Source organism: Streptomyces xylophagus, from assembly GCF_000716435.1.
GTDB lineage: Bacteria > Actinomycetota > Actinomycetes > Streptomycetales > Streptomycetaceae > Streptomyces > Streptomyces xylophagus.
Genome location: NZ_JNWO01000006.1, coordinates 1 through 25,250, shown reverse-complemented (window position 1 = coordinate 25,250; position 25,250 = coordinate 1). Strand labels below are relative to the sequence as shown.

Genomic DNA, 25,250 nt, shown 5'->3' with positions numbered 1-25,250 from the left:
GACGCAGCCAAGCAGGCACCGAGCCGACTCCACAGCGGCAGCCAAGCCCGGATCAAGCCTGGAAGGTTCTCGGGCTAGCCATAGATTGGATTAGGCATGCCGAGACGAAGGCCGGAGCAACGTTGGCGGCCACTGGAGTAACTGGCGGAGTGCTCTACAACATTTCCAAGGACCTGAAGCACCCCAGTGGCTATCTCGTCACCACTCTGGCGATTTGTGGGGTGTTTGTGTTTGGGGCGGGAATCTCTGCCGGTTGCGTGCTCTGGCCTCGCCTTCGATCAAAAGAGCCTCCTGTAAGCCTCCTCTATTTCAACCATACAGCGAGAGCCCACGCGACGGACTCCTCCTACATTGATGCTCTCTTGGTACTCACAAGCGACCCCGAAGCGCTCGTGAAGGAGATCGCGGCCCAAGGGTGGGCTAACTCTCATGTCGCGCACAAGAAGTATCTTTGGGGCGGCTATGCCGTCCGCTGCCTGCTTGTTGCCCTGCTTTTCTTGGCGGTCTCAGCCACTCTTCGAGTGACTCATCTGAGGTAGGAAATATGGACAGCAACCACAAGGAATATGACTTTAAAGCTAGCGCTCTTCGAATCGGCGAGTACCTTACGGGAACGAGTGGGAGCTATGAAGAGGTAAACTCTCTACCGGACCGCGACCGTCTCACATATTCCAACGGTTTCTACGCAAACTGTGCCGCAATCTTTGTAGACATCAGGGATTCATCGAAACTACCTAGCCACTACAAGAGGCCAAGACTCGCCCGACTGTATCGGGCCTACTTGTCTGAGCTAGTTGCAATCTTCAACGGATACGCAAAAACTCGCGAGATCAATATCGCCGGAGATGCCGCCTGGGCTGTTGTGAACACTCCAAATAAACCCGACGTTGACCGAGTGTTCTGGATGGCTTACACCGCAAATTCAATGGTCAAGATTCTCAACTACAAGATGGTGAAGGCCGGCTATGAGACTCCGGTCCGCATCGGCATTGGTGCGTCCTGGGGCCGAGCCCTCATGATCAAGGCAGGATACAACGGCAGCGGAATTCAGGACATTGTCTACATGGGCGATGTTGTAAACGATGCAGCCAAGCTTGCCGCACATGGAAGCAGCCAACTAAACGTCCCGCCGATCGTGGCCTCTGAAGACTTTCACTTCAATCTAAGTGACGACAATCAGAAGTTGCTCTCTCAGGATCGCTATCGCCTGAGCTGCTACTCAGGTGAAGTTGGCAATGCTGCAATGGAGGAGTGGTACGAGGAGAACTGTCGGTGACAGATCGCCTAGCTGCTTCTTGATCCATGGCGCCACTCAGATACGGCAACCTCGACGACAGCCCTCGTATGCTGCCCGCTGATCCGGCCAGGCCAAGAGCCGGACGCTCAAGAGTCGGCTCCTCCGATTGGGCGCGCTCGAATCGCGCGTCTCTCTACCCAGTGCTGTCATGGCCTCATGGCTGTAGCAAGTAACAATGCCCCCGAGGAAAGTCCGGACCCAGCGACTTGGGCAGCGGCGAGGGCAGCCGATCCAGAGCTGCCATCGGCTGACATGTGCGAGAAGGCCATCGCGGAGCTCAGAGGGCGCCAGCTCGCGCGCATCGGCAGCGTGGACACATGCGCAGGCTTCCTTATTGGCGCTGCAGGCGTTCTGATCGGGTTTGGCAAAGGCATCGATCACCCGAATTATAAAGACCTCGTAGCTCAGGGTGCCGCGGCTTTGGCCGGCCTGCTAGCCGCAATCTCGCTTGCCTTCAGAGGAGGCGAACGTATCAGGCCTCGCGAGGTCATGGCGTACGCAAGCTTCCCGAAGGAAACGGCGTTTATTGAAATCACAAGCACAAGCGTGATCGCCTACGAAGCCACCCTTGGCAGTATTAAACGAAAGTTGGTCGCGCTGGCGATTGCTGGATTTAGCTTTACTGTCGCGCTAGGATTTGTCGTTTTTAGCACCTACACAAGGTGGCGAGGATGAGCAGCAACCCACCCCCAGTCCCTTTTCGGCCGAACCCGGACCTTCTAGAGGATGCAGAAGGGGTTGGAGATGAGCATCGACAAGCAGTCAATGCCGCGAAGAGGGAGCTGACAGCGGCTCTGCGGAAATCCAAGGCAAAGCAAACGAATAAAGTCACCGAGCCAGGCTCCGTTACAAAACTACACCAGCCCTCCCCTCCAGGAGACAACGAACTCTCGAAATTCCGCCAAAACTTGAAGCAACTCAAAAATATGACGAAGGGAAAGAAAAAGGGGTTTCGGTAACGAAACCCCACGGCATTAAAGCCGAAAAAGCAGGCGTGTCAGACTTCGCACACGATTACAGAGCCAAGAGACCCGAAAACGCAACACCGTACATGGTTTAATTTCGGGCTTCGAAATCAAACCCAAGGCGACATTCAATTCATGGCGAGCCGCAGCCACAGCGCGACGATGCCCAGAAAATCCACCCTCGGCATTTTCAAGCATGTCCGGATTGGGTCGAAATGGGACTGACTTAATGACGAACACGCGATTCGCCACCTCTCCACACAAAGAGCATCTACGGGATAACGAGACTTCTCCATTGTATCACCATTTGTAGCAATCGTTCCCGGTTAGTGGTTCGGGCTCGGCAGACCAGCAAGCCGCGCAGGCATTTGATACGGAAGACAGTCTTTTCGCACTGGCCGAACTGCTCGGTGTGCTTGATTACCTCGGCACACGAGGGCACCCATGAGCTTTTGCCCAGGCTTTGCGACAGGCGACCACTACCCTTTCTTAGCGAACTCCAAGAATGCCACCCAAGTGACCGGTTGAACGGCCATAGTTCCGTGGCTGCGTTCCTTGGTGTCCCGCACCATCACTTTCGTCGGTTCGTTGTCGGCAACTTCAACGCAGTTCTCGGTCCCGGTGTAGGTGCTGGTACGCCAGTTCGGAGTCACAGGCTGCATGGTGCTCTCCTAGTCGCTCGGCATCTGATCGAAGTGTTGGCTGGCGGTGAGGATGAGGTCGCGGACGGCAGTGCCGTAGACCGCTGACTGCTTCAAGAGGGCGAAGGCTTTGGTGTACAGCTCGATCTCTCGGGGCTGCGTGACGGAGAACTCCGCCGAGTAGGTCTCCACGAGGACGAGTTTGTCGTCGAACATCGAGAAGGAGTTGCCGGGCCAGATACCGATGGAGGCGGAGCGCGGGATGATGCCCAGGCTCAGCCGGGGCAGCCGCATCACCGCCAGCAGCCGGTCGAGCTGCCCCTTCATCACCTCCGGTCCTCCGAAGTTCGTGTAGAGCGCCTGCTCGCCGAGCACGACGTTGAAGATTCGGTTGCCTCGGTACAGGTACTGCTGGCGTTCCAGCCGCTTGGCGGTGGCGGCTTCCGCGTCGTCGGGAATCTCGTAGTAGTCGACGACCTGCCGGAAGGTCTCCGCTGCGTACTCCGCGGTCTGGAGGGTTCCCCACACCAGCGTCGGGTGCCAGATGCGGAAGACCTTGGTCTTGGCGTAGACCGGCAGCGCCTTCTTCTGCCGTTGCTCCGCGCCGGTCTGGAACTGCCGGCGCCACTCAAGCCACAGCTCGTCGATGTGTCGCACCGTGGCGATCAGGTCGGCGAGGTGCTCTTGCCTGTCGGTCTTCATGCACCAGGTACGGATGTCGTCTTCGCTGGGGTTCTGCTTGCCGTTCTCCAGCCGGGAGACCTTGGACTCGGCCCACCCGGTGGCCACGGCGAATGCCCGGCCGCTCGCGAATCCCGCATCCTTACGGAATCCACGTAGCCGGGCACCCAGTGCCTCTCGTGCTTCTTGTGCTTGGTTGCTCACTGATGGGTCAGGGCTTGTACTCGGCGTGTGGGATGGCGTCGGCCCAGAGCAGGTCGCGCACACGGATGCAGGCGGCCACCGTGTCAGGGTCCTCGACGATCTCCGACCCGAGGACACGGCCCTCGGGATCGAAGTGGCCGACCGCAAGGAGACGATCGTCGTACAGCCACCAGTCGTTGCCATCCAGGGGCAAGGCGACGCTCTCGGGCAACCGGTGTCGCGGTAGCCATCGGATGTCCTCGCCGGCCTCGATGTTGAGGTGGGTCAGCGAGTGTTCCCATCCGACGTACTCGGAGTGCGGCTCCGTGATCACTCGGACACGTCGTACCGTCTTGCCTTCACCCGTGACGCGCTTCATCAGCGTCATCCACGGGTCGAGCCACGCGTAGTCGTCGGGCTCGCCCCGCTGCCACCTGGCGTACGGCGTGTCTTCGACGGGAGATCCGTAGTCGTCCCGCAGCTCCAGGTGGAAGGCGTCACGCTCGAAGCTGCGGAACAGCTCGTCACGTTGTGCGGGGGTGATCAGGTCCACCGTTCTCCTCCAGTAGGGCCATGATCGAGGACTTGGGGACCTCGATGCAGGTCTCATAGTCGGGCATGCGCATCTGGCTCAGGGCTTCAGGATCGTGCATTTCCGGGCCTTGGAGTACGCATGTTCCCTGTTCCGTGACGAGCATGATCGGGGCGGTGAACTTCCTGATCTCGCCGGACAGTTGGCCGTCTTTGGTCAGGTGCTCGAACAGCTCGGTCGGCACCTCTACCGCGGTCTGTCCTTCCGGTACGTCGAGCTGCGCGAGTAGGTCGTTGGCGAAGATCTTCCAGCCTTGGATGACGTAGCTGTCCTGGTCACTGGCGTACAGGGTGGGGCTGTCTCCGGGGGTGGAGTTCTTACCAAGGAACCGTAGCTTCATGGTTGCTCTCCCGTCCGCTGTCTTGCGTGGGTTTGCGCGACACGTCGATCGTCGAGGAGCCGTTCGGGCCCGTCAATCGACTTGCTGCAAACTCACGCAATCTCCTTGGGAGTTGGGCTCTGGTCGCTCTACGTTCGTTCTCGAACCCAAGTCCGCGCAGGCGGCATCGAGGGGAGAAGCGTGGTGGCGAGCGTGACCGAGGAACCCGAGGCCGGCGTCGACAACTTGCCCATCGATGTCGAGTTGATCTCGGACATAACCGATGGCGTGCTGAAGATGGAGCTGAGCACGTCGACCCGTGAGGACATCGACTTCAAGACGACGAGAGTCGTCGGTCTGCTGAGTCTGCTCCTGGCCGAAGACTTGGGCGCTGATGACGATGACGAAGTCATGGACCTGTTTCGTCAGGCGTACAAGCTGCTGGAGCTGACCAACCGTCCCGGCAGCCGGGCACCAAGCTTCACGGCCTTCTTCTTCATGCGCGACGTAGCCAACCTCACCCGGCGGCTCCTGTGGGTCTACGTCGAGCGGAACGGCGGGGTACCTCGCCGTGACTGACAGCAAGCGGCCTGGCGTCGGAGACGAGGTCGAGTACAAACCCGGATGCCGAGCGATCGTGACGGACCTCAGCCGTGGTGTGCCCATTCTCAGGGCCCCTGCTCGTTCCGAGTGGCCGGCCGACAATCCTGAGCAGCTCGTTGTGACGCGGACTCGGCAGGAGCGCATCGAGGCCGGAGCATGACCGGTCGCCAGTGGGTCAGGGGCACCTGTCTGCTCTGCCGTCGCTCCGATCAACCCGTGATCTTCATCGGCCCCGTCGAGGTAGGCGGCCTATCGGCTCCGGTATTCGCTTGTGGCGACTGCTGCGAGTGGTGTCGCTGGGTCGTCCACTCCTACCACCAGCGGTTGGACGCGCGTCCTGCCATGTAGCTCCCACCCCCAGGAGGTATCGGATGCACCAGCTGATCGTCAGCCCGTTCCTGGACGGCCACCTGGCCGTCCGGCCGGGAAGCCCCACCTGTGTTCGGTTGCCGGCCGATCACTACGAGGAATTGCGGCAGCGGATCGGTTCCGACTACTGCGTGCCGGACTGGTTGGTGGAGACCGCAGCTGAGGCCTGGAGTTTGGACCTCGACGGCAAGCCCGCCGACTCGACGCTCCTGATACGCGAACCGACCAAACTCGGCTTCGCGCGGGCGAGTTGGGAGATCAACCTCTACTGCAACTTCGGCTGCAAGCACTGCTACCTCGGCGAACGGCCCCTGGCCGGCCTGAGCTGGGACGAGAAGGTCAAGCTCATCGACGTCTTCCGCGACTCTGGGGTCCTCTGGCTCCAGATCACGGGCGGCGAGCCAACGGTCGATCCCGACTTCGAGGGTGCCTACCGGTACGCCTACCGCCAGGGCATGATGCTCACGGTCTCCACCAACGCCTCGCGCCTGTGGAAACCCGACCTGTTGCGTCTGTTCCGGGACTGCCCGCCGTATCGCGTCGTCGTGAGCATGTACGGCGCCACGGAGGAGTCCTTCGATGAACTGACCCAGCGCAAGGGCGCGTGGAAGAACTTCCAGCGAGGCATGGCCGCCGCTCGAAATGCCGGCCTGCCTCTGCGAGTGTCCGTCGTGGTCACAGAGGACAACGCCCACGAGGTCGACGCCATGGTGGACCTGGTGAAGAGCTGGGGCCTGGACCACCACGTCTACACCAACATGCAGCCGACCTTCTCGGGGACCGGCGAGCCGCTGCTCGTCCAGTCGACGGAATTCCTTCGCAAGCGACCGGTCTTCCAGGGCTGCAACGCGGGCGTGACCTTCTTCCACGCCGACCCTCACGCCATGGTCTCGATCTGCAAGATCGGCCGCGACGACCAGATCAACCTCATGACCGAGGGCCTTGATGGACTTGGCCGACTCGGAGCGATCTCCGATCGGCTCATGCTTCGCACCGGTGGCTGCACGGACTGCTCGATCTCCGACTCATGCCGGGTGTGTCGACCGCTCGCCAAGGTCTACCAGGAGGCGAAGGCACCACTGAACACCTACTGCCAGCACGGAGACACCAAGGAGATGGTGCACTCATGAGTCCCGTTCCCGTCACGATCCAGACCAGCCGCCCGCCAGCTATCCGCCCGGCTCTGCCCACCACCCTCGTCGCCACCACGGCACTCGTAATCGAGGCGGACGCCGACGCCTTGATGGAAGGCAGCGCCTGCTCCTGCGCGGCCGGCGACGACAACCCGAACTGACCGAACCCGTCCGGTCATCTGCGCTCAGGCCCTGGCGAATCTACGTCGGGGCCTGAGCCTTCGACCACGAGATGAGTACCCTGAGCACATGCGATTCCGCTGGGACTGGCTACGTCCAGTGGTGTCGGCACCCTACGTGCCGACGATCGGACCGGTACACCCGTCCGTCCTCACCGAAGACCTCTTCACGGACACCCTGATCGCGGCCTCCACCAACCGTTGGTTCTTGCGCTACGACAAGGACATCCGCTGGTCCGACAGCAAGGACGAGACCGTTCTCGTCGAGGGCATCGCACACCGGCCCGGTGAGACATTGATTCCCACGCTGTCCCGACGAGGCTCCGGCACGGTCAAGGTCCACCTCTACGGCATCGAGCCCGACAGCACCTTCGCCGCCACAGAGCTGGCTCAGAAGCTGGCCGCCGAACACGGCGTAGGCAAGGCACGGATCGTGCGTTGCCTCGGTCCCGAAGCACCAGACGGGCGCGGTACGCGCATCCAACTCCAGGACTTTAGGGCGACCATCCGGCCGGCACCCGACGGCCCCGTACGACCTTTCAACGAGTGGCCGGCGGAGGTACAAGGCACCTTTGCCACCTTCGCCGAGCAGATGGCCCCCGACGGCTTCGCCTTCCTCTACGAGCAGATGCAGGCTGGGACCGTCGGTCCGGTTCTCACCACTGTCCTGAACGGCAAGGTGGCCGGCGCCATCGGGCCCATGGAGATTCGTCCCGACGCGATCGGCACGCCTCAGTTGATGCCGCAGTACTTCGGTGTTCTCCGGGAGCACCGCGGCAAGGGCCTGGGACGGCTGCTGTGGCGCGCGGCGATGCGCTGGGGGCAGGTCAACGGCGCTGCGTACCAGCTCCTACAGACCGCGGTTGGAGGTCCGTCTGATCGCCTCTGCCGTTCCGAAGGACTGACTTCGCTGGGCTTCACCTACTGGCAAGCCGCTTGAACTCGCTCTTCTATGACCGGTCAGGCTTCGGGGCTCAGGCGACGACATCACACCCGGGGCACTGTCGTCTGGCCGAGGGTTCGACCCAACGGCTTATGCCTGCCTCTCACCGCCCAGGAGGACATCGCGGCCGGTGACCAGCCGAGCAATGACCAACAGCGCGACAGGCGAAGGCCAGAAGGCAGCTACCAGACTGTGACTCCGTCTGGCACCGCAGCGCGCTGAGGGGTAGGTTCCTTTCATGAATAGAGCACATGTTCGGTTCAGTGGAGCACCACCATGTCACCCAGTGGTTTACTTTCACTCGCCGATTACTGAATTAGGGTATAGTCACGTGTCATGAGCGAGCAGCAGGATGCGCTTGAGGACCTTGAGTCCCGTGGGGTGCTCCCCGCCCTTAGCTGGGCCAACGCGTCGGCTTACCGGCGCACGATGCAGGACTACGACCCCGACACGGGTCACGATCAGGGGTGGGTTGGATCAACTGCCCACAAGCTTCTCTGTGATCGCCTGCACAGGGTGTTCTCCACTGGCAAGTACGCGGTGGCGTCGTCCGAGGCCGCTTCCGTAGGCTTGGACACCGTGGCCGCCGGCCTGGCTCCCGGCGAGTTCCAGAAGATGCCGATCATCGCTCCGGGTGTCGTCACATGGTCGGACGTCAACAGTTCGCCAGGTTGGCGGTGCGGAGAGTGGCGGTTCCTCCTGGCCTCGTTTGTCTACGGCGAGAGCAACCGGATCCCTTGGCCCCAGAAGAGCCCGACCAAGCGACAGGTCGCTTCTCAGTTCTTCCCCGGTGGCCCCTTTGGGCAGAGCATGCTTCCGCTGGACGATGAGCCCGATCCGGCTCTTGTCGCCATAGTTCAGGCGATGAGTGAGGAAAGCGAAGACTCTCACGTCACAACGCTCGTTGTCGCTCACAGCGTCGCGCTTGAACTGGGTATCCGAGAACTTTACCTGGGGCGCTCTCGTTTGAATCGCGGAGGAGGGGAAGCTTGGTACTGGAAACATGATCTACTTGCTACCGACTTCGGAACTCCCGGTACGCGACCGATTCCGGCTGCCCCTGGCCCCCGCCCCGGATCGTCCGGCGTGCAGGACGCTCCTGTTCGTCTCCGTCGCGAGGCACGGGAGGGGAACGACAAGTAATGAAACGAGTGGATGGTCATGGACTCCTCGCGCCGCACCGAAGTGCAGGTGGGTGACGCCTCTCGCCTCTTCGACGGACGACGCTTGACGTTGGCGCGACAGTTGGTTGGTCTTCGGAAGAATGCTCTTGCAGCGAAGATCGACAAAAGTGCAACCGCTGTCGCAGCCTACGAAAACAACGCGAAGCGACCGGCGCCGGCGACGGTCGCTCAGTTGTGCCTGACGCTTGGTGTGGACCCGGACTTCTTCCTGCCTGGGCCCCATCAGCCTGCGGTCAATAACACGACTCCGCATTTTCGGTCTTTGCGCTCCACGACACAGCTAGCGCGAGATCAGGCTTTTGCCTACGGGATGATTGCTGGGGATGTCGGCGCTGCTCTTGAACGGCATGTTGAGTTTCCAGAGTCAAACATCCCACGGTTGAGCGTAGACGTCGATGATGAAACGAGCACAATGCCTGAAGAGGCAGCCCAACTGCTCCGCAAGCACTGGGATGTCAAGGTAGGTCCTGTTGGCCACTTGGTCCGTCTTGCGGAAAACAACGGCATTGTAGTGGTCTTCAGCCCTGCGCAGACTGCAGCCGTTGACGCCTATTCATTTGATGACGGATACAGGCCGACAATTGTGCTAAATCCAGCCAAGGAAGACTATTATCGCCAGCGCTTTGATGTTGCTCACGAAATCGGGCACCTGGTGATGCATGTAGACGCTGAACCGGGAAGCAAGATCGTGGAAAGTCAGGCACACCGATTCGCAGCGGAACTCCTACTTCCCGAGCACGAGCTGAGAGACACCCTACCGAGCAAAGCCGATTGGAGGGTTCTTGCAGCCCTGAAGGAAACTTATGGCGTTAGCCTTCAGGCCTTGCTTTACCGCTCCAGATCACTTGGATCCATGAGTGACGTGACATATCGCAATGCGATCGCCTATTTGTCCTCGAAGGGATGGAGGAGGCGTGAGCCTGGCGAAATGCCTGCTGTGGAACAGCCCTCCCTCTACCCGCGTGCTGTTGAAATTCTGTCCAGCGTCGGGATGGACGAAATTTCGCTGGCTAGGGAGGCTAGGGTAACGCCGGGACTTTTCCGAACTGTCACAGCAAGGACCCCAGCACGTGAGGAGATTTTCTCCGAGCATCAAGCGGTCGCTAACCAAGGACAACTAGGCGATGGTGTTATTCCACTGTTCCGAGAGAAGAACTAACCTAGGGATCCCGCAAAGCGGCTTTCTCTGCGTGCATCGCAGCCATTAGCACGCAGAACCGCGGAAGCCAGAACGTCAGCATCCGTCGCCAAAGAGTACAGTGCTGGAATTACCTCAGAGAAGAGTCTCTATGGCTAATGCCGGGCGAGCGCTTGAGGAGCTTGTTGCAACGCTCGAAACTCTACTGTCCGACAGCCCCGTTGAGATTAAGTCACCCGACTACATAACAGGGAGGACAACCCAGACTCTGCGAGAAGTCGACGTATCCTTGCGGACACGCGTCGGGTCAGCAACCATTCTTGTGATCATCGAATGCCGGGATCGCAGTAGACCACAGAATGTTCAGTGGATCGATGAAATTGTAGGCAAGCAAGAGGAGGTAGGGGCGAACAAGGCAGTTGCCGTATCTCAGAGTGGGTTCACTTCGACCGCTCGCGAGCAAGGGCCAAGGGGATCGAGCTGCGGACGTTCGAGAACATCGATGGTGCAGCCGTATGGGACTGGCTTGGCGTTGAGTTCGTAACTGTCAGGGTTAGAAAACTAAATATGGAGAAGGTCCAGATCATAATTCCCGATACTGTGTCAGCTGAACTAAGTTCGGAGGCACTGAGTATCGTGTCGCGCGGAGCAATTGATGCGCCAATGCTTGCAAGAACAAGCGATGGCACACTGGCGACCATCCAGGATGTTTGGCGTGAGGCGCCCGCACTGGACGCTCTCAACCAGCTAGCCCCTGGTGATTCTAAAGTGGGTACGGTTCATCTGGCTCCCCGGGATCAGAGCGCTTGGTATGCCATCCCCGTCCAGGGCGGCACGGTGGAAATCGCCGAGATCGCGATTAAGGGCACCTTCAGCATCGAGGAGCGGAAAGCACCCATCTCTCGCTTCGCGTATCAGGGCGACAATGGCACACTTGTCGAAGGTACAAGCGTTGAGATCAGCCAGGATGGTTCCACCGTTAAGATGGGTGTTCACTTGGCTTCCGACGGATCAATGTTCATGATAGTCGAGCAACCCGTCGGAACGAATCTCAACTTTCAGACAGACCTGCTCCTTCAAGTGACCGATGAAAGCCAGGATTCCTCACCTATCGAACAATGAGTTGCTAGCCCAGGAGTAGCACATCTGCGATATTCGCTCTTAAGCCGACCCTCCAGGTGTGACCTCTTTCACTCCTTACGATCCAACTAGAAAGAAGAATCTCTATGGTTCAGCGCACCGTGACCGTCTTCACCGACGATCTGACGGACATCGAGGGTGAGGACATCGCTACACACACTTTCAGTCTTGATGGCGTGAGCTACGAAATCGACCTCAACCCTGACAGCCACCAGCTGCTGCTGGACGCTCTAGGGCCCTTCCTCAAGGTCGGCCGCAGGTCGGGCAGCGCTTCTCCCCACCGCGCTAGCACCAGGCGAGTTGATGGCCCGGACCCCATCAAGGTGCGCGAATGGGCCAAGAGCCAGGGAATCGAAGTCAATGCCCGCGGCCGAGTACCACGTGACGTGATCGAGAAATACGAAGCCACTCACTGATTTACACGCTTGGTCGAAGTTCGCCGACTCACATCTGGACTACGACTTCTTCTCCGAACGAGGCACGAGATCGCGGTCAGCCCGCTGAATATTCTTGGCCTGCTCAGTAGTAGCCTTACGCAAGGCAAATACCTTGGTCGCACCCACCGCAGCTTCACTACCGAAATAAGAGATGACGACGGTCATCACAATCTTACGGAAGTCTCCCATCATCTGATGGGCATAGGTCTGCTCGTTCTTCTGTGCATCCGTCTGATTGGCGTTATCGAATGCCGGAACCGTGAGCAGGAATGCCAGCATGACCAGGAATGTCAGCAAGAAACTCGATGCTATGGCGACCCGTGCTCGGTGTGAGGCGATGTAGAATCCTCCATAAGAGAGAAGGGCTACGACTGCCAACACAAGGCCAACGACTTGAAGAGTTGGTACTGACTTCTCCCAGCCGTAGGCGCTAGAGGCCCATAGAACTCCCTGCCCGAGAGCTGCTACTACAGCACAGGTAATCGTAGTCCACCAGACAGGAGCGTTCCCTACGCTCTTCCTCACAGTGGTAACGCTTTCCTTCACCGCAGTGATCGGGTTTCGCATGGCGTCTAACTCCCTTCTATCTGGCGGGCGACGCGATCGGCCTACTGTTCCGGCGGGGCCGACCCAGCGGAACGAGCCGGCTACCCAAGCGCGTTCCCCCGTTTGACGGGTGTGCAGACTTCCGGGACGGGAGTGAGCGGGGAGGTTCGCAGTACTCGCGTGTCGCCTAGGCCGGTGCCGAGCGGTTCGCCTTGTCGCGTCGGCAACAGTTCGACGGCCAGGACGCTGAGCGTGGCGTCGTCTGGCAGGCCCATGGTGGCGAGGCGCTGGCGGATGGTGCCATGGGTGAAGACGACGATGCTCCGGAAGAAGTGGCGGTCGGCCTCGTCTTGGAGGGCGTCATCGGCTGCGGAGGCGTACTGCGTCTGCAGAAGGATGTTGCGCCAGTCCTGGCCGTCGGCTTGGAGTACCTGGGCGTACAGCAGGGCGCCGATCCGCGTCCGGGGTGGGAACGGGCGGATGTCGACGCCACTGTTGACGGGGACGGCATGGGGTGCGCTGACTCGGACGTCGACGTCTGTGCGCGTGACTGCGCAGCGCAGTTGCGGTGGCGGGTGCTGTACGCCTGCCACTCGCAGGGGTAGGCCGAAGCGGCCGTGCGCGGTGCTCCAGCGGGTCGCGTCGTGGCCCACGCGTAGTTCATAGACGTAGAAGCCGAACAGTGCGGGGTCGTCCGCGTCGAGGCCTTCCGGGAGCGGGAGCAGATAGCGGCGGCCCTCGTCCGGCGGGCTCTGCGGGTCGTCGGAGTCAGTCAGCGGCTGCATGAGGGTGAATCCCGCACGGTCGTCGGAGCTGCTCGGTGTGACGACCCGGATGGGTTCGCCGAGGTCCAGTGGTGGTTCCGCCGGGTCGGGCAGGGAGCCTGGCTCGTGCAGAAGCATCGGGTCGGGGCCCTGGGCGAGAACGCGCGCGAAGTAGCAATCCTGCGGGTCGGTCGGCGGACCGTCGAGTTCGAGGTAGAGCATGCGGTGCCGCTCACCGGTGGAGGTGTACCGATCGGTGTCGCGTACGTAGTCGCTGGCGGCGAAGCCCGCGGACCGCAGACGTGGGACCTGGGTGGGAGGTGTTGTGATCGGCAGAGTGAGGCGCCAGGTCGGTTCGCGGTCGCCCTGCTGGGGCGGCGGGCTGCGGAACTTCGGCGTGAGGGTATAGGCGAGTTGCGTCACCTGGGGCGGTGCGGTACCTACCGGTTTGGGATCGTAGGTGTCGATGAAGAGCAGTTCGGTCCGTGCGCGGTCCGGGTGCGCGGTTACCTCCCTGTTCACGACGTCCGGCAGTGTCAGCTCTCCTACGAGAATGCCGTCGCGGTGGACCTCGAAGGCGACGGTGTCCAGGCCGTCCCAGGTCCAGTCACGGTCGATGACTTGGTAGACGCAGATTAGCCAGTGCCTGGTGAGGTCATCCTTGGTGGTGAAGGTGATCGTGGAGCGGTCGGGGCCGAGAGTGTGCCGCAGTCCCTCGGCTGCACCGAGGACCAGTCGGGTGCCGTCAAGGGCCGAGAGGGTGAGCCCGGACCGGGCCAGCCCTAGGTCGTGTGCGAAGCGGTCCACGAGGTCCGTCGGTGCCTCATGGCGCAGGCCCGAGGTGCCGAGCTGGGCGTCCTGAGCGGGGCCGGCCGGCGCATCGGGCTGCAGGAAGACGGCTCGGACGGAGCGGCCGTCTCCGGGTTCGCGCAGCAGCGCCGTCTCGTCGCGGGACGGTGCTCTCGTGTCGAGGGCGACCGGTGCGGCGCCGGTGCGGGAGCGCTGCGCGCCCCAGTAGCCGAGCGCCGGGTCCGGGCGGCCGACCGGGGTGAGGACGAGTCGGACGTCCCGGGCCGTGGGCAGGGGCAGCGGGTCCAGGTCGCCGGGCGGGGTCGCGGCGAGATCGGCCGCGTCGTGCGTGTCCTGGAATACCGCACGGAGCGTGAGCGGCTGGGAGGCGTCCGCCGGGAACGACTTCAGCACGGAGTACAGCGGCACATACGGGCGGGCCGTGTCGGAGTCGGCGGCTGGGTCGCCGGTGAGGGTACGAACCAGGACGTCTACCTGAAGGTGCGTCACATCCGGGTCCGGTAGCGCGGCTTCACGCTGGTCCACTTTGGCGTGGGGCGCGTCGTCCAGAAGCTGCTTCATGGCGTCGGGCACTCCGGTGAACAAGATGTCCGGGTAGCCCAGGAAGGGGCGGCGTACCTTCCAGGTATCCGCAGGGCCCTCGGTCGGCGGCCCGCCCTGCGTCGCGACGCGGACGGGGCCTGGCGGGACAAACCGGCGGAACGGCACCATCGCGACGGGCGCCGGCGCAGCCGGGTCGTGAGCGTCGGCGGAGGTCGGTCCGCCGCCGGTGAGGTCCATGAGGCGGACCCGGAACTGGTAGGAGTGCCCGTATTTCAGCGGCACCTGGTCGGCGCCAACTGAGTGGTAGACGGCGTGGGTTCCGAGGCCGGTGGTGTCGCCGGTGATGGCGAACGCCCGCGGGTCGGTGAGGACGAGGGATCCGCCGGTCCAGGCCGCAAAGTAGCCGGGCAGCCAGAAGTAGCCCTTGGTATCCGAGGTCTGGCCGACGGGGAGGGTCTCCACGGCCAGTTCGCCGGCGAACGTGCCGAGGTCGATGCCGTCCAGTTCGAGGTCGCCCTCGACGGCCACGAGCGAGGTCCAGGACGCCTCGGGATGCCCGTCCTCGCGTACGTCGACGCGATAGCCGGCGACACCGAGTGGAGCCCCCGGCGCGTCGGCGCCGAGGTTGCGGGCGTTCTTGCCGAACTGCCGGTTGAGCCACACCGTCACCTGTTCGTCGTCCCAGCCGAGCCGCACCCCGTCCTTGACCGGGGGCAGCGCGGTCGGCGGTGGCTCGGGTCCCGGTTCGGTCCGGGCGGAGCTGCGTGCCTGGGCGCCGTGCATCATGCGGGCGAAGCCGTCGTCGTAGGCGTCGGCCTCGGCGAACACCTCGTCGAAGTCGCCGTTCCCGCCAACGGGGAAGAGTACGGAGGCGAAGACGGGGCGCTCGGCCGCGTCCGTGAGCGGCGGGATTCGGGCGGCGAAGCGGGCCAGCAACGTGGGATCGCCAGTCACCGCCGAACGGTAGGCGCTGGTGGCAGCCAGGTCTGCGAAGAGGTAACCGCCTTGCGTGAAGGGGTTGTTGGCGGGCAGCGCGAGGGTCGCCGAGTGGATGAGGCCGAGTTCGCGGGCGAGCTGGGGCTGCCGCAATACCAGCGCCAGTATTTCCTCCCATTCGAGGCGGTGGTCAAGCGGATCGCTCGACGGCTCCTTCGGGAGAGACTTGAGGGTGCACTCGTACGACTGGTCGGTGACGAAGCAGTCGCTGTCGAAGTCCGTACGGTGCGCCGCGTCCCGATAGCTGGTGGGCAGGAACTTCATGATGCGGTCGGGAGCCTCCTCCTCCGTCTCCACCGTGTCGGGCCGGATCTCGAAGTTGGCGGCGAGGGCGTCGAACAGTGCCCGTCGGCGGGGCGGTTGGACGGTGTTAAGCGGGGAGCGGGTCGCCGGCGTCGACACGGCCGGCAGGACGTCGAGGGACGGCACGAGTACAGCTTCAAAGGTGAGGTCGGCGTCGGCGAAGGGGGTTTCCGTGCCGTGGAAGGACGCCCGCGGGTCACCCTGCGGGAAGACGAGGACGGCGAGATCGAGCGTCGGCGTGGGCAGCTGTGGTCGCCAACGCTGCGGGAAGACCAGGAGATTCAGGGGCGCGCTGGTGATGGCCATCGGGTCTCCCAGGTCAGGGCACGGGAAGGATGCCGGCCTTGGCGGCCACCCCGAGGGCCTGCCAGTTCAACGGGACGTGGTAGCTCGTGCGGAAGGACTTCCGCTTCTTCACCGCCCAGGCGACGGTGACGGTGCCGGCCACTTGGATGTCGCCTCGCAGATCCACCTCTGCGTTCTCCGGGTGCTCCAATTCGAAAGCGAGCCGCTTGAGGATGAGCCGGCCCTCGGCCGAGAAGCTGAAGCCGAGCAGGCCGGACAGCAGCATGGCCCGCCCGGACATGCCGAGCACGACCCCGGGCCGGTACGTGTTGTTCTCGGCGACCCCGATGTAGTAGCCGTAGTGGACGCCCGCTTCGAGGTCGATCAGGCCGGGGATGAGCGTTCCACCCACCGAACCGGCCGCGCAGGCGTCCATCTCCACGGACGCCTTGCCGGACGCGTCGCCCTGGATGCGGAACCGTAGCTGTCCCCCGGCGTAGATGGCCGGGAACACCAACTGCTGGTAGCTGCCGGTGACTTCGAAGAAGACGGAGCCGCCGGTCTTCGCGGCGAGGAGGTCCGCGGTGAGGTCGGCGCCGAGGCTGAGTGCGCCGCGGACCTTGCCGACTCCGCACTCCACACCCTGCCCGTTAGTGCCTTCGAGCCTGAAGTCGGCGCCGGCGTTAAGCCGGAAGGAAGTGCCGCTGAGCGACGCCGTGACGTGCAGCGGGCCCGGGAGCGCGGGCTTCTCCTGCGCCCCGGGGCCGGTACTGGGCACCAGATTGTTGAGCAGGTCAAGCACGTCGGCGACCTCCTTGAGCGCCCCGCCCGGATGGACCTCGGGAGCCAGGAAGCCGGTGGCGCCGACGGCGGGGGCGTGGAGATCGTGCACGACTGACAGGACCTCACGGAACGGGTCGACGGTGAACTTCTGCGTGATGCGGGGAACATCCACCGTCCAGTTGCTCGCCGTGGCGACGATGACCGGCTTGGTGTTGTCATAAATGGCGTCCGCGTGCCATCCGCCCCCGTTCACGAGCCGTCGTGTGCCGCCGCCTGGCAGGTTGAAGACGACCGTGTCGGGGACGAACCGGAGCTGCCCCGAAGCGACGGACAGCGGATACGCCCCATCGAACGGGATGCTCTCGTCGAGCGAAGGGAAGAGGCCGTCGGTGCGCAACATGGAGTACGCGTCCGCGAGCAACGGTGCCTGGGTACTCGTGATCTCGGTCTTCCCGTGTTCAACCTGGGGCCACGGGTACAGGATCCGACCGGTCTCCCCCGCGGACAGCAACGCATAGCGAGAACCGGAGTCGAACAGGTCCGCGGCGTCCGCCCAGCGGAGGGGGTAGGGCTCGGGTGCCGCCCCTGTGTTCCTGCGGATGAGTGGCACGCCGAGGCTCGCATCCACCAGCCCAACCGTCTTGGCGTTGATGTCGATCCGAGCGACGCTCCACTGGCCGGCCCCGGGCAGGTTCGGGCTGCCGTGGAGGGCCACGGCGAACTCGGGCCTGCTGGATTCGGGACTGACGCCCGCATTGTGCGCGTAGACACCGGTGACACGCATGGTGTGGGGCGAGTCGCCGACGCAGACAGTGCAGTCGACGGGGCCGCCGATCGGGCCGGCGATGTCGAAGAGCTGCTTGAACTGCTCCGGGGTCAGAGCACCGACACCGAGGTCTTCGACGGGCTTGTCGACGTCGAACTTGATGCACTGGACGAAGCCCAGCTGACGGCGGGCGGGCACGCGGCCGTCGGCGCCCTGCCCTTGTTGGACGCCGTCGATATCGATGTCGGCGTCGTAGTAGACCGCCTGCATGTCGGGGACGGCCCCGCTCCCGTCGGGGGAAAGAGTCACGTGATAGTCCGTGTCGCGAATCTCCCGGATGTCGAACATGCCGCACACCGCGCCCGGGTGGACGACGTGGTCGACGTGCGGATTGTGGAAGAGGCCGGGTGTGGTGGCGAGCCAGCCGCTGTCCCAGCGGACGACTGTTCCGGAGCCGTGGCGTTCGAGCGTGATAGTCCGTACGACGACGGCGTCGCAGGGTTCGAGGATGCTGGTCAGTTGGATCCGCTCGTAGGCCGTGCGCCCGTGGAAGGCGTCGAACGCCACCTGGCTGACGTATACGGCGCCGGTGCCCTCGTTCACCCAGCGGCTGAAGAGGGTGGCGCCGTACCCGCCGAAATCGATGCGTGACAGGGGTACTCGCTGTTGGAAGAAGTCGTTGAAGGTACCCCGGATCGGACCCAGGACGGAGGTGAGGGGCAACGGGTAGGTGTTCGTCTGTACCGTGCGGCCGTCCAGTTGCGGCGGCGCCGGCGAGTCTCCTTGTTCCGGGGACGCCGGCAAGGTACCTGCCCGCATGCTGAGTTGACGCTCACCGCTGAGTCCGTCGAACTGGGCCTGGAGCAGAAGCAGGCTGGGCTTGGTCTCGTACTTGCGGTCGTAGGGGTTGAGTTCCGCGACAGCCTTCAGGCCGAACGGCAGCGTGAACAGGACACCGGCGTTGCCGTCGCTGCCGTCGGCTTCCCCATGTGCGTACGCCCGTACGACCTCGGAGGCCACGTCCACCGGTGCCACGGGCACCAACGTCACCGAGTTCGAGGCGATCAGCGTCGGTCCGCCGTCAGTGTCACAGGTGAGCATCCTGTCGATGTCACCAGTCAGGGGGTTGGGTAGGTTGTGCACCGGCTCCCACTGGAACTGCGGCAGCAGCAGGACGCATGTGTTCGCCGCTTTCGTGCGCAGGGCGAGTGTGTCCAGGTTGATCGAGGCGGGTTCGTCACCCTCCAGTGCCAGCCCGACGCCCAGCTGGTCCGCGGCCGAGGACACGTCGAGGAGGGTGAGGCCTGAGCCGTGTTTGCGGACCCATTCCTCGAAGTCATCCCGGCCTTCGCCCTGCGGCGACTCGATCGGCAGATTTTCCGGCGTCGGGAAAGGCAACGCGGACGCATCCTCAGCGCCCGGGAGCAAGCTCATCGTCAGCGCGGCGTCGGCGGGAGTGGACCATGCGACGCGCGTCGACACCCAGGTGTCGGAATGGTCGCGGCGTCCAGTACGCGGGGTGAAGTTCGCCGCATAAGGGTCGGGGAGCGTCGGCAGCAACTGCAGTAGCCCGAAGCGGAGTTGCAGGCCGCCCGTGCTCAGGCAGCCCGGAGCGGTGAAACGGCCGGCGAGCAGCAGCTGCTCTGGTGGCCGCACGGTCAGCAGTGCGTTGCTCAGGGCGAGAGCCATGGGTCGGGACCCGGCGTCCGGGTGCTCGCCCGGTGCACCGGCCAGGAGGGTGAGTGCGACGCCGTCACCGTCGTGGAGCAGTCCGTACGCCCCTTTCCATGCGCTGTCGAGGGGCTTGCCCGCAGCCGTCTGGGGCCGGTCCAGGTGTGTATGGGCGGTGACGTCCGTGTGGAACGTGTCCGCTCCCGAGCAGTAACTGCCGTAGGACAGCTCGGCCGTCTCCGCGAAGGAGATGTCCATGGCCGAATCTCTGCCCTCGCTGTCCTGCCAGAGACGACAGGTCTGACGACACCTGCGGGCGTTGACGTCGGCAGCCGTGAGGCGGAGGGATCTGCCGTCCAGGACGAGGTCCGCAGCGCCGAGCCGGGCCGGGCCGCCGTCCAGCCCTTGCCAGACGGCAGACAGTCCTTTGCCCAGGCCGAGTTGGAGAGCGCCTGCCCCCGCCGCCTCTCCAAGTTCCGGCTCGGGCACCGTGGTCACGGGCAGGCTCCAGTCGGCCCGTTGGATATCTGCCGTACCGGAGGGGGTGAACAGTTCGGCGCGGGTGTCCGTGATCGGGAATAGTCCTGTCGCCAGCATCGGGATGCGGACGCATCGTCCCTCTGTGCTGTATGTCGGCGGGGCGAGGGCGATCCGGAGACGTCGAAGGGCCACGTGTGTGCCGTACGCGCTGAGCGAGGCGGTCAACTCGCCGATGGTCGGGAGGCCTTCCGGGTCGAGGACGAAGTCTGCGGAGGCCGGCGGTTCGAAGACGCACCGCGCGGCTTCGGCCCCCGGTCCGGTCGCAGGTCCCGGTACGGCGGCGGGGTCGGGCTTCAGACCAAGCGCGATCTGGGATCCGTGGTCGATGACCAGCTCTCCCGTCCCGAAGTGTGTCGTGCCGCCGCGGACGCTCAGGGTCCCGGCCGTGACCCGCAGCCCGGCCCAGGCGTCGACAGGCGCTGCCGGGTCCAAGAGACGGGCCGCGATCCACACCGTGCCGGCCGGGATGTCCGCCGTATCCGGGTCTCCTTCGCTCGGTTGCAGCGCCCAGGGCAACGCGAGCAGCACAGGTCCGCCGGCCCCGTACCGGACGGTGAACCAGCGGTCGGCAGCATGGAACATGTCGTACCAGACCCGTCGGCCTTCGGAGTCCAGGAATGGGCCGAAGGTCCGCTCCGAGCACATGGCCACGGCCCAGTCCGGCGGAACTCCCCCGTCGCCGGGCGACTCGCGCCGCCACAGGCGAAGGGCGGGCTCGGTATCCGTATTCCGAGGGGTGTGGGACTCGACCAGGTACTCCAGCTCCTGGCGAAGTGCCCCGTCCAGCGGGGCGCCCGCGAAGTGGTGCCCGTCCTCTTTGGCGCCTGGGCCTGCGGCGAGGACGGCTCGCCGGAGGTCCGTCAGTTCGGCGTTGGTGCTTCTATCGCCAGGCCGTAGATCACCAGTCCGGGCGATGAGCAGTCCCAGTAGTTCGGAGCGTCGCATCGGAGCTCCCGCAGAGGGGGGTGAGGCGTTGTCGAGAACCCGCCGTACCGGTCGGGCAACCTCCCGGACGACGGTCCCAGCACTCTTTTTCCATGGTGCGACGGGTTACAGAGGTTGTCCAACGCGCCTCACGGACACCAGCGGTGGCGCTACCGAACCGTTCGTTCCGGCGGGAGCAATTCCGGGCACGGCGCATCGCACGCCGCGGAGTCGAAAACTCCCGACGGCTCGGCTGTCATCGGTGCGTCCTAGCACGGGGCCGACTGTGCGCAGGGCTTTGGTCCTGTCCCCAAGGAGAGCTCCTGCATGCCGACTTCGACCGTGCCACCCAGCGCCCCCACGGCTGCTGACTCGCGGGGCGGGAGTCCTGTTCAAAGCGACGACTGCGGATGCGCGCGGGCTTGCCCTCTGGTCTCCTGGGTTACATAGCTCTTACGGGTCAGTACGGGTACCACCACAACCGTGTCAGCCCCATCAATCCGGGATCCGAAATATCCAGCGCCGAGCGCAATTTCGCCCGGTCGATCATGAACACCTTCTCCGGAAGGAATGCCATGAACAAACGTCTGATTGTCTGCTGTGACGGTACATGGAACGACGCCGACCAACCCTGCAAGACGAACGTCACCAAGCTCGCCTTGTCCGTCCTCCCTCAAGCGGCCGACATGGAGCAGCTCGTGTACTACCACTCGGGTGTCGGCGCACTTCGACGGACGCGGCTGCGCGGCGGTGCGTTCGGCAAGGGACTGTCCGACAATGTGGTGGACGCCTACCGCTTCCTCGTCAAAAACTACGAGCCTAATGACACGCTCTACCTGTTCGGCTTCAGCCGGGGAGCATTCACTGCTCGCAGCCTGGCCGGCCTGGTGCGCAACTGCGGTATTCTGCGCCCGGAAAACGCTGACATGATCGAGAATGCATGGGCTCTGTACCGCGACCGGAGCGAGAGACCGACCAGTACAGCCTCCGCCCTGTTTCGCCGGACATATGCACGCGAGACGAAGATCCACTTCGTGGGAGTGTGGGACACGGTCGGCGCGTACGGGATTCCGGGCCCCCGGTGGCTGACGCGACGGTGGGCATTTCATGACACCGAACTGAGCAGCTGGGTGCAGGGGGCTTTTCAGGCGCTGGCCATCGATGAGCAGCGGAGACCCTTCCGCCCTGCGCTGTGGCATCAACAATCCGGTGCCGAGAACGGCCAGGAACTCAAACAGGTGTGGTTCGCCGGTGTGCACAAAGACATCGGTGGCGGCTATCCGGAGACAGGGCTGTCCGACATCAGCCTGCTGTGGATGGTCGACCAGGCTCGCAGATACGGGCTGGAGTTCAACCCGGAGTTCCTCAGTGGGACCGAGCCGGGCAAGATGACGCCGAAAAGCATCATCGACTTCCAGGTGAAACCGGATAGCATGGGAAGGAGGCACAAATCGCGCACGTGGTTCTACCGGCTGCAGCCGCGATTGCACCGGCCCATCGGAACGTCCGCAAACGAGAAGGGAATTCTGGACGGGCGAGAATACCTTTCTCAAACTGCCAAAGACCGTTACGCGAACGATGCGTCCTACCGACCGCCCAAGCTCCGGAAGTATCTCAAGACAGGCGCCGTGGTCCTCGAAGCCTGTTACGGGAGCCTGAATGAGGCGACCCGAGCATCGGCCTGAGCCCTCAACAGGAATCCGAGGTCGGCCATCACTCACCTTGGCTGACATCAACTGCTGAGCGGAAACGGACTACCAAGGACCCAGGCGGCGCTGAATGACGGCCGGCTCGCAGTCCGATCCCCCTGCTGCCTCATCGCTCACCGGCAACTCTCCATATTACATTAGGGGTTGCCAGCCGCTGGAATTTCCTGGCCTATATCTTCAATTTGCGAACCCCGCAACAGAAGAGATTACAAATAAAGGCCATCCTTCATTCAAAGGAGGCAGGCAATGAGTGAGAGCAATCCGGGGTCAAACCCTGACCAGGAAAGCCCATGGCGTTGGACATACGGCCTATGGGTGTGCATAGGGGGATTCGTCGTTGTAGCCACAGCATTTGGCATCGCAGCGATCGTTGTCCATCAGAAGGGAGCTATTCCCGGAATGTTCTCTGGTGTAACGGGAGTGGTGGGGACTCTAGTCGGTGCCTACTTCGGTTCTCAGAGTGGTCAGCAAGCAACTCAGCACGCAGAAACTAGGCGTGACGAGGCCGTGGCAACAGCCCTTCAGCTTGCGGCTGTGACACCCCAGGAGCTGGCAGCGCCCATTGTGGGAGCACCCGCATCCCCCAGCAGAGCACCTTCGAAGCGTGGTCCGTTCGGTAGACGGAAGTGACTGCACCTCAGTTACGCCCCCTGGTGGGTCTCCAGGGGACGCCTTCTGTCGTCTCAGGATTTCCTGCGTACCACCGTGATCGAAGAACTCACGAGGAGTCGTCGTCCGATGCAGATGCGGTCGCGGTCTCGGTGCACTCCTGATCGGCCTTGGCCTCAGCATCCATTTCGTGCATCCGACGGTGAACAGCCTCGCGCAGGCTCTCACCGTGCGGCCCGGTCGGCGCCGGAGCGCCGGGTGCAGCACCCGAGGTGAGCTGGTCGATTACTTGTTGCAGCTCATCTGCGCGGTCCTGGCCGTGTTTCTCATCGCCTGCCACGGCACGCCCTCCGTCTCGGGTGAGCTGGCTCTGCCGCGCGGTCATTGTTCTACTCGCCGCCTTCCCAGGTGCCCTCGACGACGGGCTGGGACTGCAACTCCTCGATACGGGCGCTCCACCGGTCGGCCCGCGCGGCGGTGGCTTCCTTCACCGCGGCAGTCCGGGTGCGAGCGGTGGCGAAGAGCGCCGACTGCGGGCCGCTGTTGGCGATGCGCGAGATGGTCTCGGTGCGCGAGTCGATGGCGGAGCGCAGACTGCCGGCGCGGGCGGTCAGGCGGCCCAGGTCGTGGAACACGGGCTCTTGCGTGTCGAACCAGACCTGCTGCCACCAGTGGTCGCCGACCGGGTCGTGCCAGCTGATGTAGCCACCGGGAAGGATCTTGCGGGGTGCATCAACGGCACCGGTGAAGCTGTAGCGCACTCCCGGAGCGGCCACCGGGTCATAGAAACGCGGAGTGAAGAAATCTGACACCAGCAGGCCGTTGATGGTGTAGCCGTTCTCCGGAGCCTCAGACGGGTCGGCGACCTCGACGAGGAACTCCACCACTCCTTGACCAGGCTTGGGGGACTGGCCGGCGACGAGCCGGTTGCCGCCGGGGTCGCCGAGCGTTTCGAGCATTTCGTGGCTGGCGGTCAGCGACCAGCTGTCGCTGTACTCAATCAGAGCGAAGGGCTGCCCGTTGTGGTCGAGGTGGATGCCGCCCGCCCCGGCCTGGTGGATGTCGTCCTTGACAATCATGGGCCAGTAACCGGGTGGCACGTCGTGGAGGGAGTCGAACGCGTCGACGGTGGCATGGACGTTCCAGATCGGAGCGAAGTCCCGCATCGCTTGTTTCTGCAAGGCTGCGGCCACCCGGGTGAGCTGGGAGGCGGTGATCTGCCTGGTCTGGGACACCAGGGCGAGGTTGATGACGAGCATGCTGGGCTCCTGTTCTGTCGAATCGGCACCCGGCGCCGTCGCACTGGGCGTGGAAGGGAGGAAGCGTCAGGTCAGTAGTTGCGACAGGTGCTTGCCGTAGTCGGCGGGCAGGTTGTCCTCTCCGACCAGGACGGAAAGGAAAGTGGCATCGGCGCTAGCAGTCAGGCCGTCCAAGGCGACGGGGGTCACAGGTGCCGCAGCCGCAGCGAGACCTACCTCCGGTCCAGTCGGTCCTGTGTCTCCGGCAGCGGTGAGCAGGGGCAGGCGCGGGCGCAGTTCTGCTCCGGTGGGGGCGAGCTCGTCGAGGGCTCAACCGCCCCTGCCGACGGCACGTCTTCTACGGCTGCGTGCGGGTGGATCGCCCCGACCAGGTCACGGGTGCCGTAGCGGGCTGTGCCGTCGATGACGACCAGCCGGATGTCGGTGTCCGTAGCCTTGATCAGCGCCGTGTACGGGTCCCCCGTGATGCCGGCGGTGACGAGCAGGTCGGCGCGCATCCCGGGTTGCAGCGAGCCCAGGGCGTCCTCCCAGCGCAGGATCCGGGCCGCGTCCCGGGTGGCCATGGCCACCAAGTCCCGGTCGCTGAGCTCCACTTCGCCGACCTTGGCGGCCAGGCGGGCGGCTTTGAGCTCGCCCAGCATTCCCTTGCTGCCGGAGACCGACCAGTCCGAGCCCAGGCCGATGAGCACGCCGGCTTCGCGGGCGGCGGCGATGTCGGCGGTCTGCCCGTACAGCAGCAGGTTCGACAGCGGCGACCACACCATCGAGCCGCCGTGGCCGGCCAGGACCTTGAAGTCTTCGGCCTTCAGGCCGGTGCAGTGGATGCCGACCAGGTTCTGGTTGATCGCCCACTGGTCGTCCTTGAGTTTCAGGGCCAGGAAGTGGTCCCGAGCCGCCTGGTCTGTGCCCTCGGCCAGGTGGAGCAGCAGTCGGTGCGG

Annotated in this window: 23 protein-coding genes; 13 read left to right on the top strand and 10 right to left on the bottom strand. The window is 63.7% G+C overall.

Annotated features, from left to right (window positions below; all coding sequences use genetic code 11):
- Positions 1-149 precede the first annotated feature (149 nt).
- From OO70_RS57035 to OO70_RS54550, 3 genes are all read left to right on the top strand, one after another.
- Positions 150-539, top strand: a complete 390-nt coding sequence (locus OO70_RS57035) for a Pycsar system effector family protein (protein ID WP_407702774.1) — start codon at positions 150-152, stop codon at positions 537-539.
- A 5-nt stretch (positions 540-544) separates the two neighbouring features.
- Positions 545-1,276 (top strand): adenylate/guanylate cyclase domain-containing protein, encoded by a 732-nt coding sequence (locus OO70_RS52370; protein ID WP_078651392.1) that lies wholly within the window; start codon positions 545-547, stop codon positions 1,274-1,276.
- Between the two features lie 273 nt (positions 1,277-1,549).
- Positions 1,550-1,972 carry a hypothetical protein gene (locus tag OO70_RS54550; RefSeq protein WP_158711465.1) on the top strand — a complete coding sequence of 141 codons (423 nt, stop codon included), beginning with the start codon at positions 1,550-1,552 and terminating at the stop codon, positions 1,970-1,972.
- A 769-nt stretch (positions 1,973-2,741) separates the two neighbouring features.
- Here OO70_RS54550 and OO70_RS52365 read toward each other — a convergent pair.
- From OO70_RS52365 to OO70_RS13580, 4 genes are read right to left on the bottom strand one after another with little or no spacing between them, the layout of a single operon-like run.
- A complete protein-coding gene (locus tag OO70_RS52365) occupies positions 2,742-2,924 on the bottom strand; it encodes a DUF397 domain-containing protein (RefSeq protein WP_078651391.1) in 183 nt (60 codons plus the stop codon).
- 9 nt (positions 2,925-2,933) lie between these two features.
- Positions 2,934-3,788, bottom strand: a complete 855-nt coding sequence (locus OO70_RS13590; RefSeq protein ID WP_078651390.1) for a helix-turn-helix domain-containing protein — start codon at positions 3,786-3,788, stop codon at positions 2,934-2,936.
- Positions 3,789-3,795: 7 nt separating this feature from the next.
- Positions 3,796-4,320, bottom strand: coding sequence for a DUF6879 family protein (locus OO70_RS13585; protein WP_043669189.1), 525 nt, complete (start codon positions 4,318-4,320; stop codon positions 3,796-3,798).
- Positions 4,292-4,699 (bottom strand): hypothetical protein, encoded by a 408-nt coding sequence (locus OO70_RS13580; RefSeq protein ID WP_043669186.1) that lies wholly within the window; start codon positions 4,697-4,699, stop codon positions 4,292-4,294. The genes OO70_RS13585 and OO70_RS13580 overlap by 29 nt, the downstream gene beginning before the upstream one ends.
- A 192-nt stretch (positions 4,700-4,891) precedes the next feature.
- Between OO70_RS13580 and OO70_RS13575 the strand changes: the two genes are divergently transcribed.
- The 9 genes from OO70_RS13575 to OO70_RS13555 all read left to right on the top strand — a co-directional run bounded on the left by OO70_RS13575 (position 4,892) and on the right by OO70_RS13555 (position 11,783).
- Positions 4,892-5,257 (top strand): hypothetical protein, encoded by a 366-nt coding sequence (locus OO70_RS13575; protein ID WP_324604855.1) that lies wholly within the window; start codon positions 4,892-4,894, stop codon positions 5,255-5,257.
- A gap of 395 nt (positions 5,258-5,652) precedes the next feature.
- Complete coding sequence (locus OO70_RS13570; RefSeq protein WP_043669183.1) at positions 5,653-6,780, top strand: radical SAM protein; 1,128 nt, start codon at positions 5,653-5,655, stop codon at positions 6,778-6,780.
- Complete coding sequence (locus tag OO70_RS55325) at positions 6,777-6,944, top strand: hypothetical protein (protein WP_199827304.1); 168 nt, start codon at positions 6,777-6,779, stop codon at positions 6,942-6,944. Before OO70_RS13570 ends, OO70_RS55325 begins: the two co-directional genes overlap by 4 nt.
- Positions 6,945-7,032: 88 nt before the next feature.
- Complete coding sequence (locus OO70_RS13565; RefSeq protein ID WP_043669180.1) at positions 7,033-7,902, top strand: GNAT family N-acetyltransferase; 870 nt, start codon at positions 7,033-7,035, stop codon at positions 7,900-7,902.
- Between the two features lie 339 nt (positions 7,903-8,241).
- Positions 8,242-9,048, top strand: coding sequence for a hypothetical protein (locus OO70_RS52355; RefSeq protein ID WP_078651388.1), 807 nt, complete (start codon positions 8,242-8,244; stop codon positions 9,046-9,048).
- A gap of 18 nt (positions 9,049-9,066) precedes the next feature.
- Positions 9,067-10,248, top strand: a complete 1,182-nt coding sequence (locus OO70_RS52350; RefSeq protein WP_078651415.1) for a helix-turn-helix domain-containing protein — start codon at positions 9,067-9,069, stop codon at positions 10,246-10,248.
- Positions 10,249-10,378: 130 nt separating this feature from the next.
- A complete protein-coding gene (locus OO70_RS57030) occupies positions 10,379-10,771 on the top strand; it encodes a restriction endonuclease (protein ID WP_106971674.1) in 393 nt (130 codons plus the stop codon).
- Positions 10,772-10,794: 23 nt separating this feature from the next.
- The gene (locus tag OO70_RS54545; protein WP_158711464.1) at positions 10,795-11,349 is read left to right on the top strand and encodes a hypothetical protein; all 555 of its coding nucleotides are present in this window, start codon (positions 10,795-10,797) and stop codon (positions 11,347-11,349) included.
- A gap of 104 nt (positions 11,350-11,453) precedes the next feature.
- Positions 11,454-11,783, top strand: a complete 330-nt coding sequence (locus OO70_RS13555; RefSeq protein ID WP_043669174.1) for a histone-like nucleoid-structuring protein Lsr2 — start codon at positions 11,454-11,456, stop codon at positions 11,781-11,783.
- A 39-nt stretch (positions 11,784-11,822) separates the two neighbouring features.
- Here the strand turns inward: OO70_RS13555 and OO70_RS13550 are convergent, their stop codons facing one another.
- The 3 genes from OO70_RS13550 to OO70_RS13540 all read right to left on the bottom strand — a co-directional run bounded on the left by OO70_RS13550 (position 11,823) and on the right by OO70_RS13540 (position 20,462).
- The gene (locus OO70_RS13550; protein ID WP_158711463.1) at positions 11,823-12,083 is read right to left on the bottom strand and encodes a hypothetical protein; all 261 of its coding nucleotides are present in this window, start codon (positions 12,081-12,083) and stop codon (positions 11,823-11,825) included.
- 368 nt (positions 12,084-12,451) lie between these two features.
- The gene (locus OO70_RS13545; protein ID WP_043669168.1) at positions 12,452-16,072 is read right to left on the bottom strand and encodes a hypothetical protein; all 3,621 of its coding nucleotides are present in this window, start codon (positions 16,070-16,072) and stop codon (positions 12,452-12,454) included.
- Between the two features lie 13 nt (positions 16,073-16,085).
- Positions 16,086-20,462 carry a hypothetical protein gene (locus tag OO70_RS13540; protein ID WP_158711462.1) on the bottom strand — a complete coding sequence of 1,459 codons (4,377 nt, stop codon included), beginning with the start codon at positions 20,460-20,462 and terminating at the stop codon, positions 16,086-16,088.
- A gap of 848 nt (positions 20,463-21,310) precedes the next feature.
- Between OO70_RS13540 and OO70_RS13535 the strand changes: the two genes are divergently transcribed.
- Entirely contained in the window at positions 21,311-22,420 is a 1,110-nt protein-coding gene (locus tag OO70_RS13535; protein ID WP_063749711.1) for a DUF2235 domain-containing protein, read from the top strand.
- A gap of 742 nt (positions 22,421-23,162) precedes the next feature.
- Here OO70_RS13535 and OO70_RS13525 read toward each other — a convergent pair.
- The 3 genes from OO70_RS13525 to OO70_RS13515 form a co-directional block, all read right to left on the bottom strand.
- Positions 23,163-23,393, bottom strand: a complete 231-nt coding sequence (locus OO70_RS13525) for a hypothetical protein (RefSeq protein WP_043669159.1) — start codon at positions 23,391-23,393, stop codon at positions 23,163-23,165.
- 49 nt (positions 23,394-23,442) lie between these two features.
- A complete protein-coding gene (locus tag OO70_RS13520; protein WP_043669156.1) occupies positions 23,443-24,312 on the bottom strand; it encodes a hypothetical protein in 870 nt (289 codons plus the stop codon).
- Between the two features lie 212 nt (positions 24,313-24,524).
- On the bottom strand, positions 24,525-25,250 hold a 726-nt coding region (locus tag OO70_RS13515; RefSeq protein WP_199827303.1), incomplete at its 5' end, for an amidohydrolase family protein.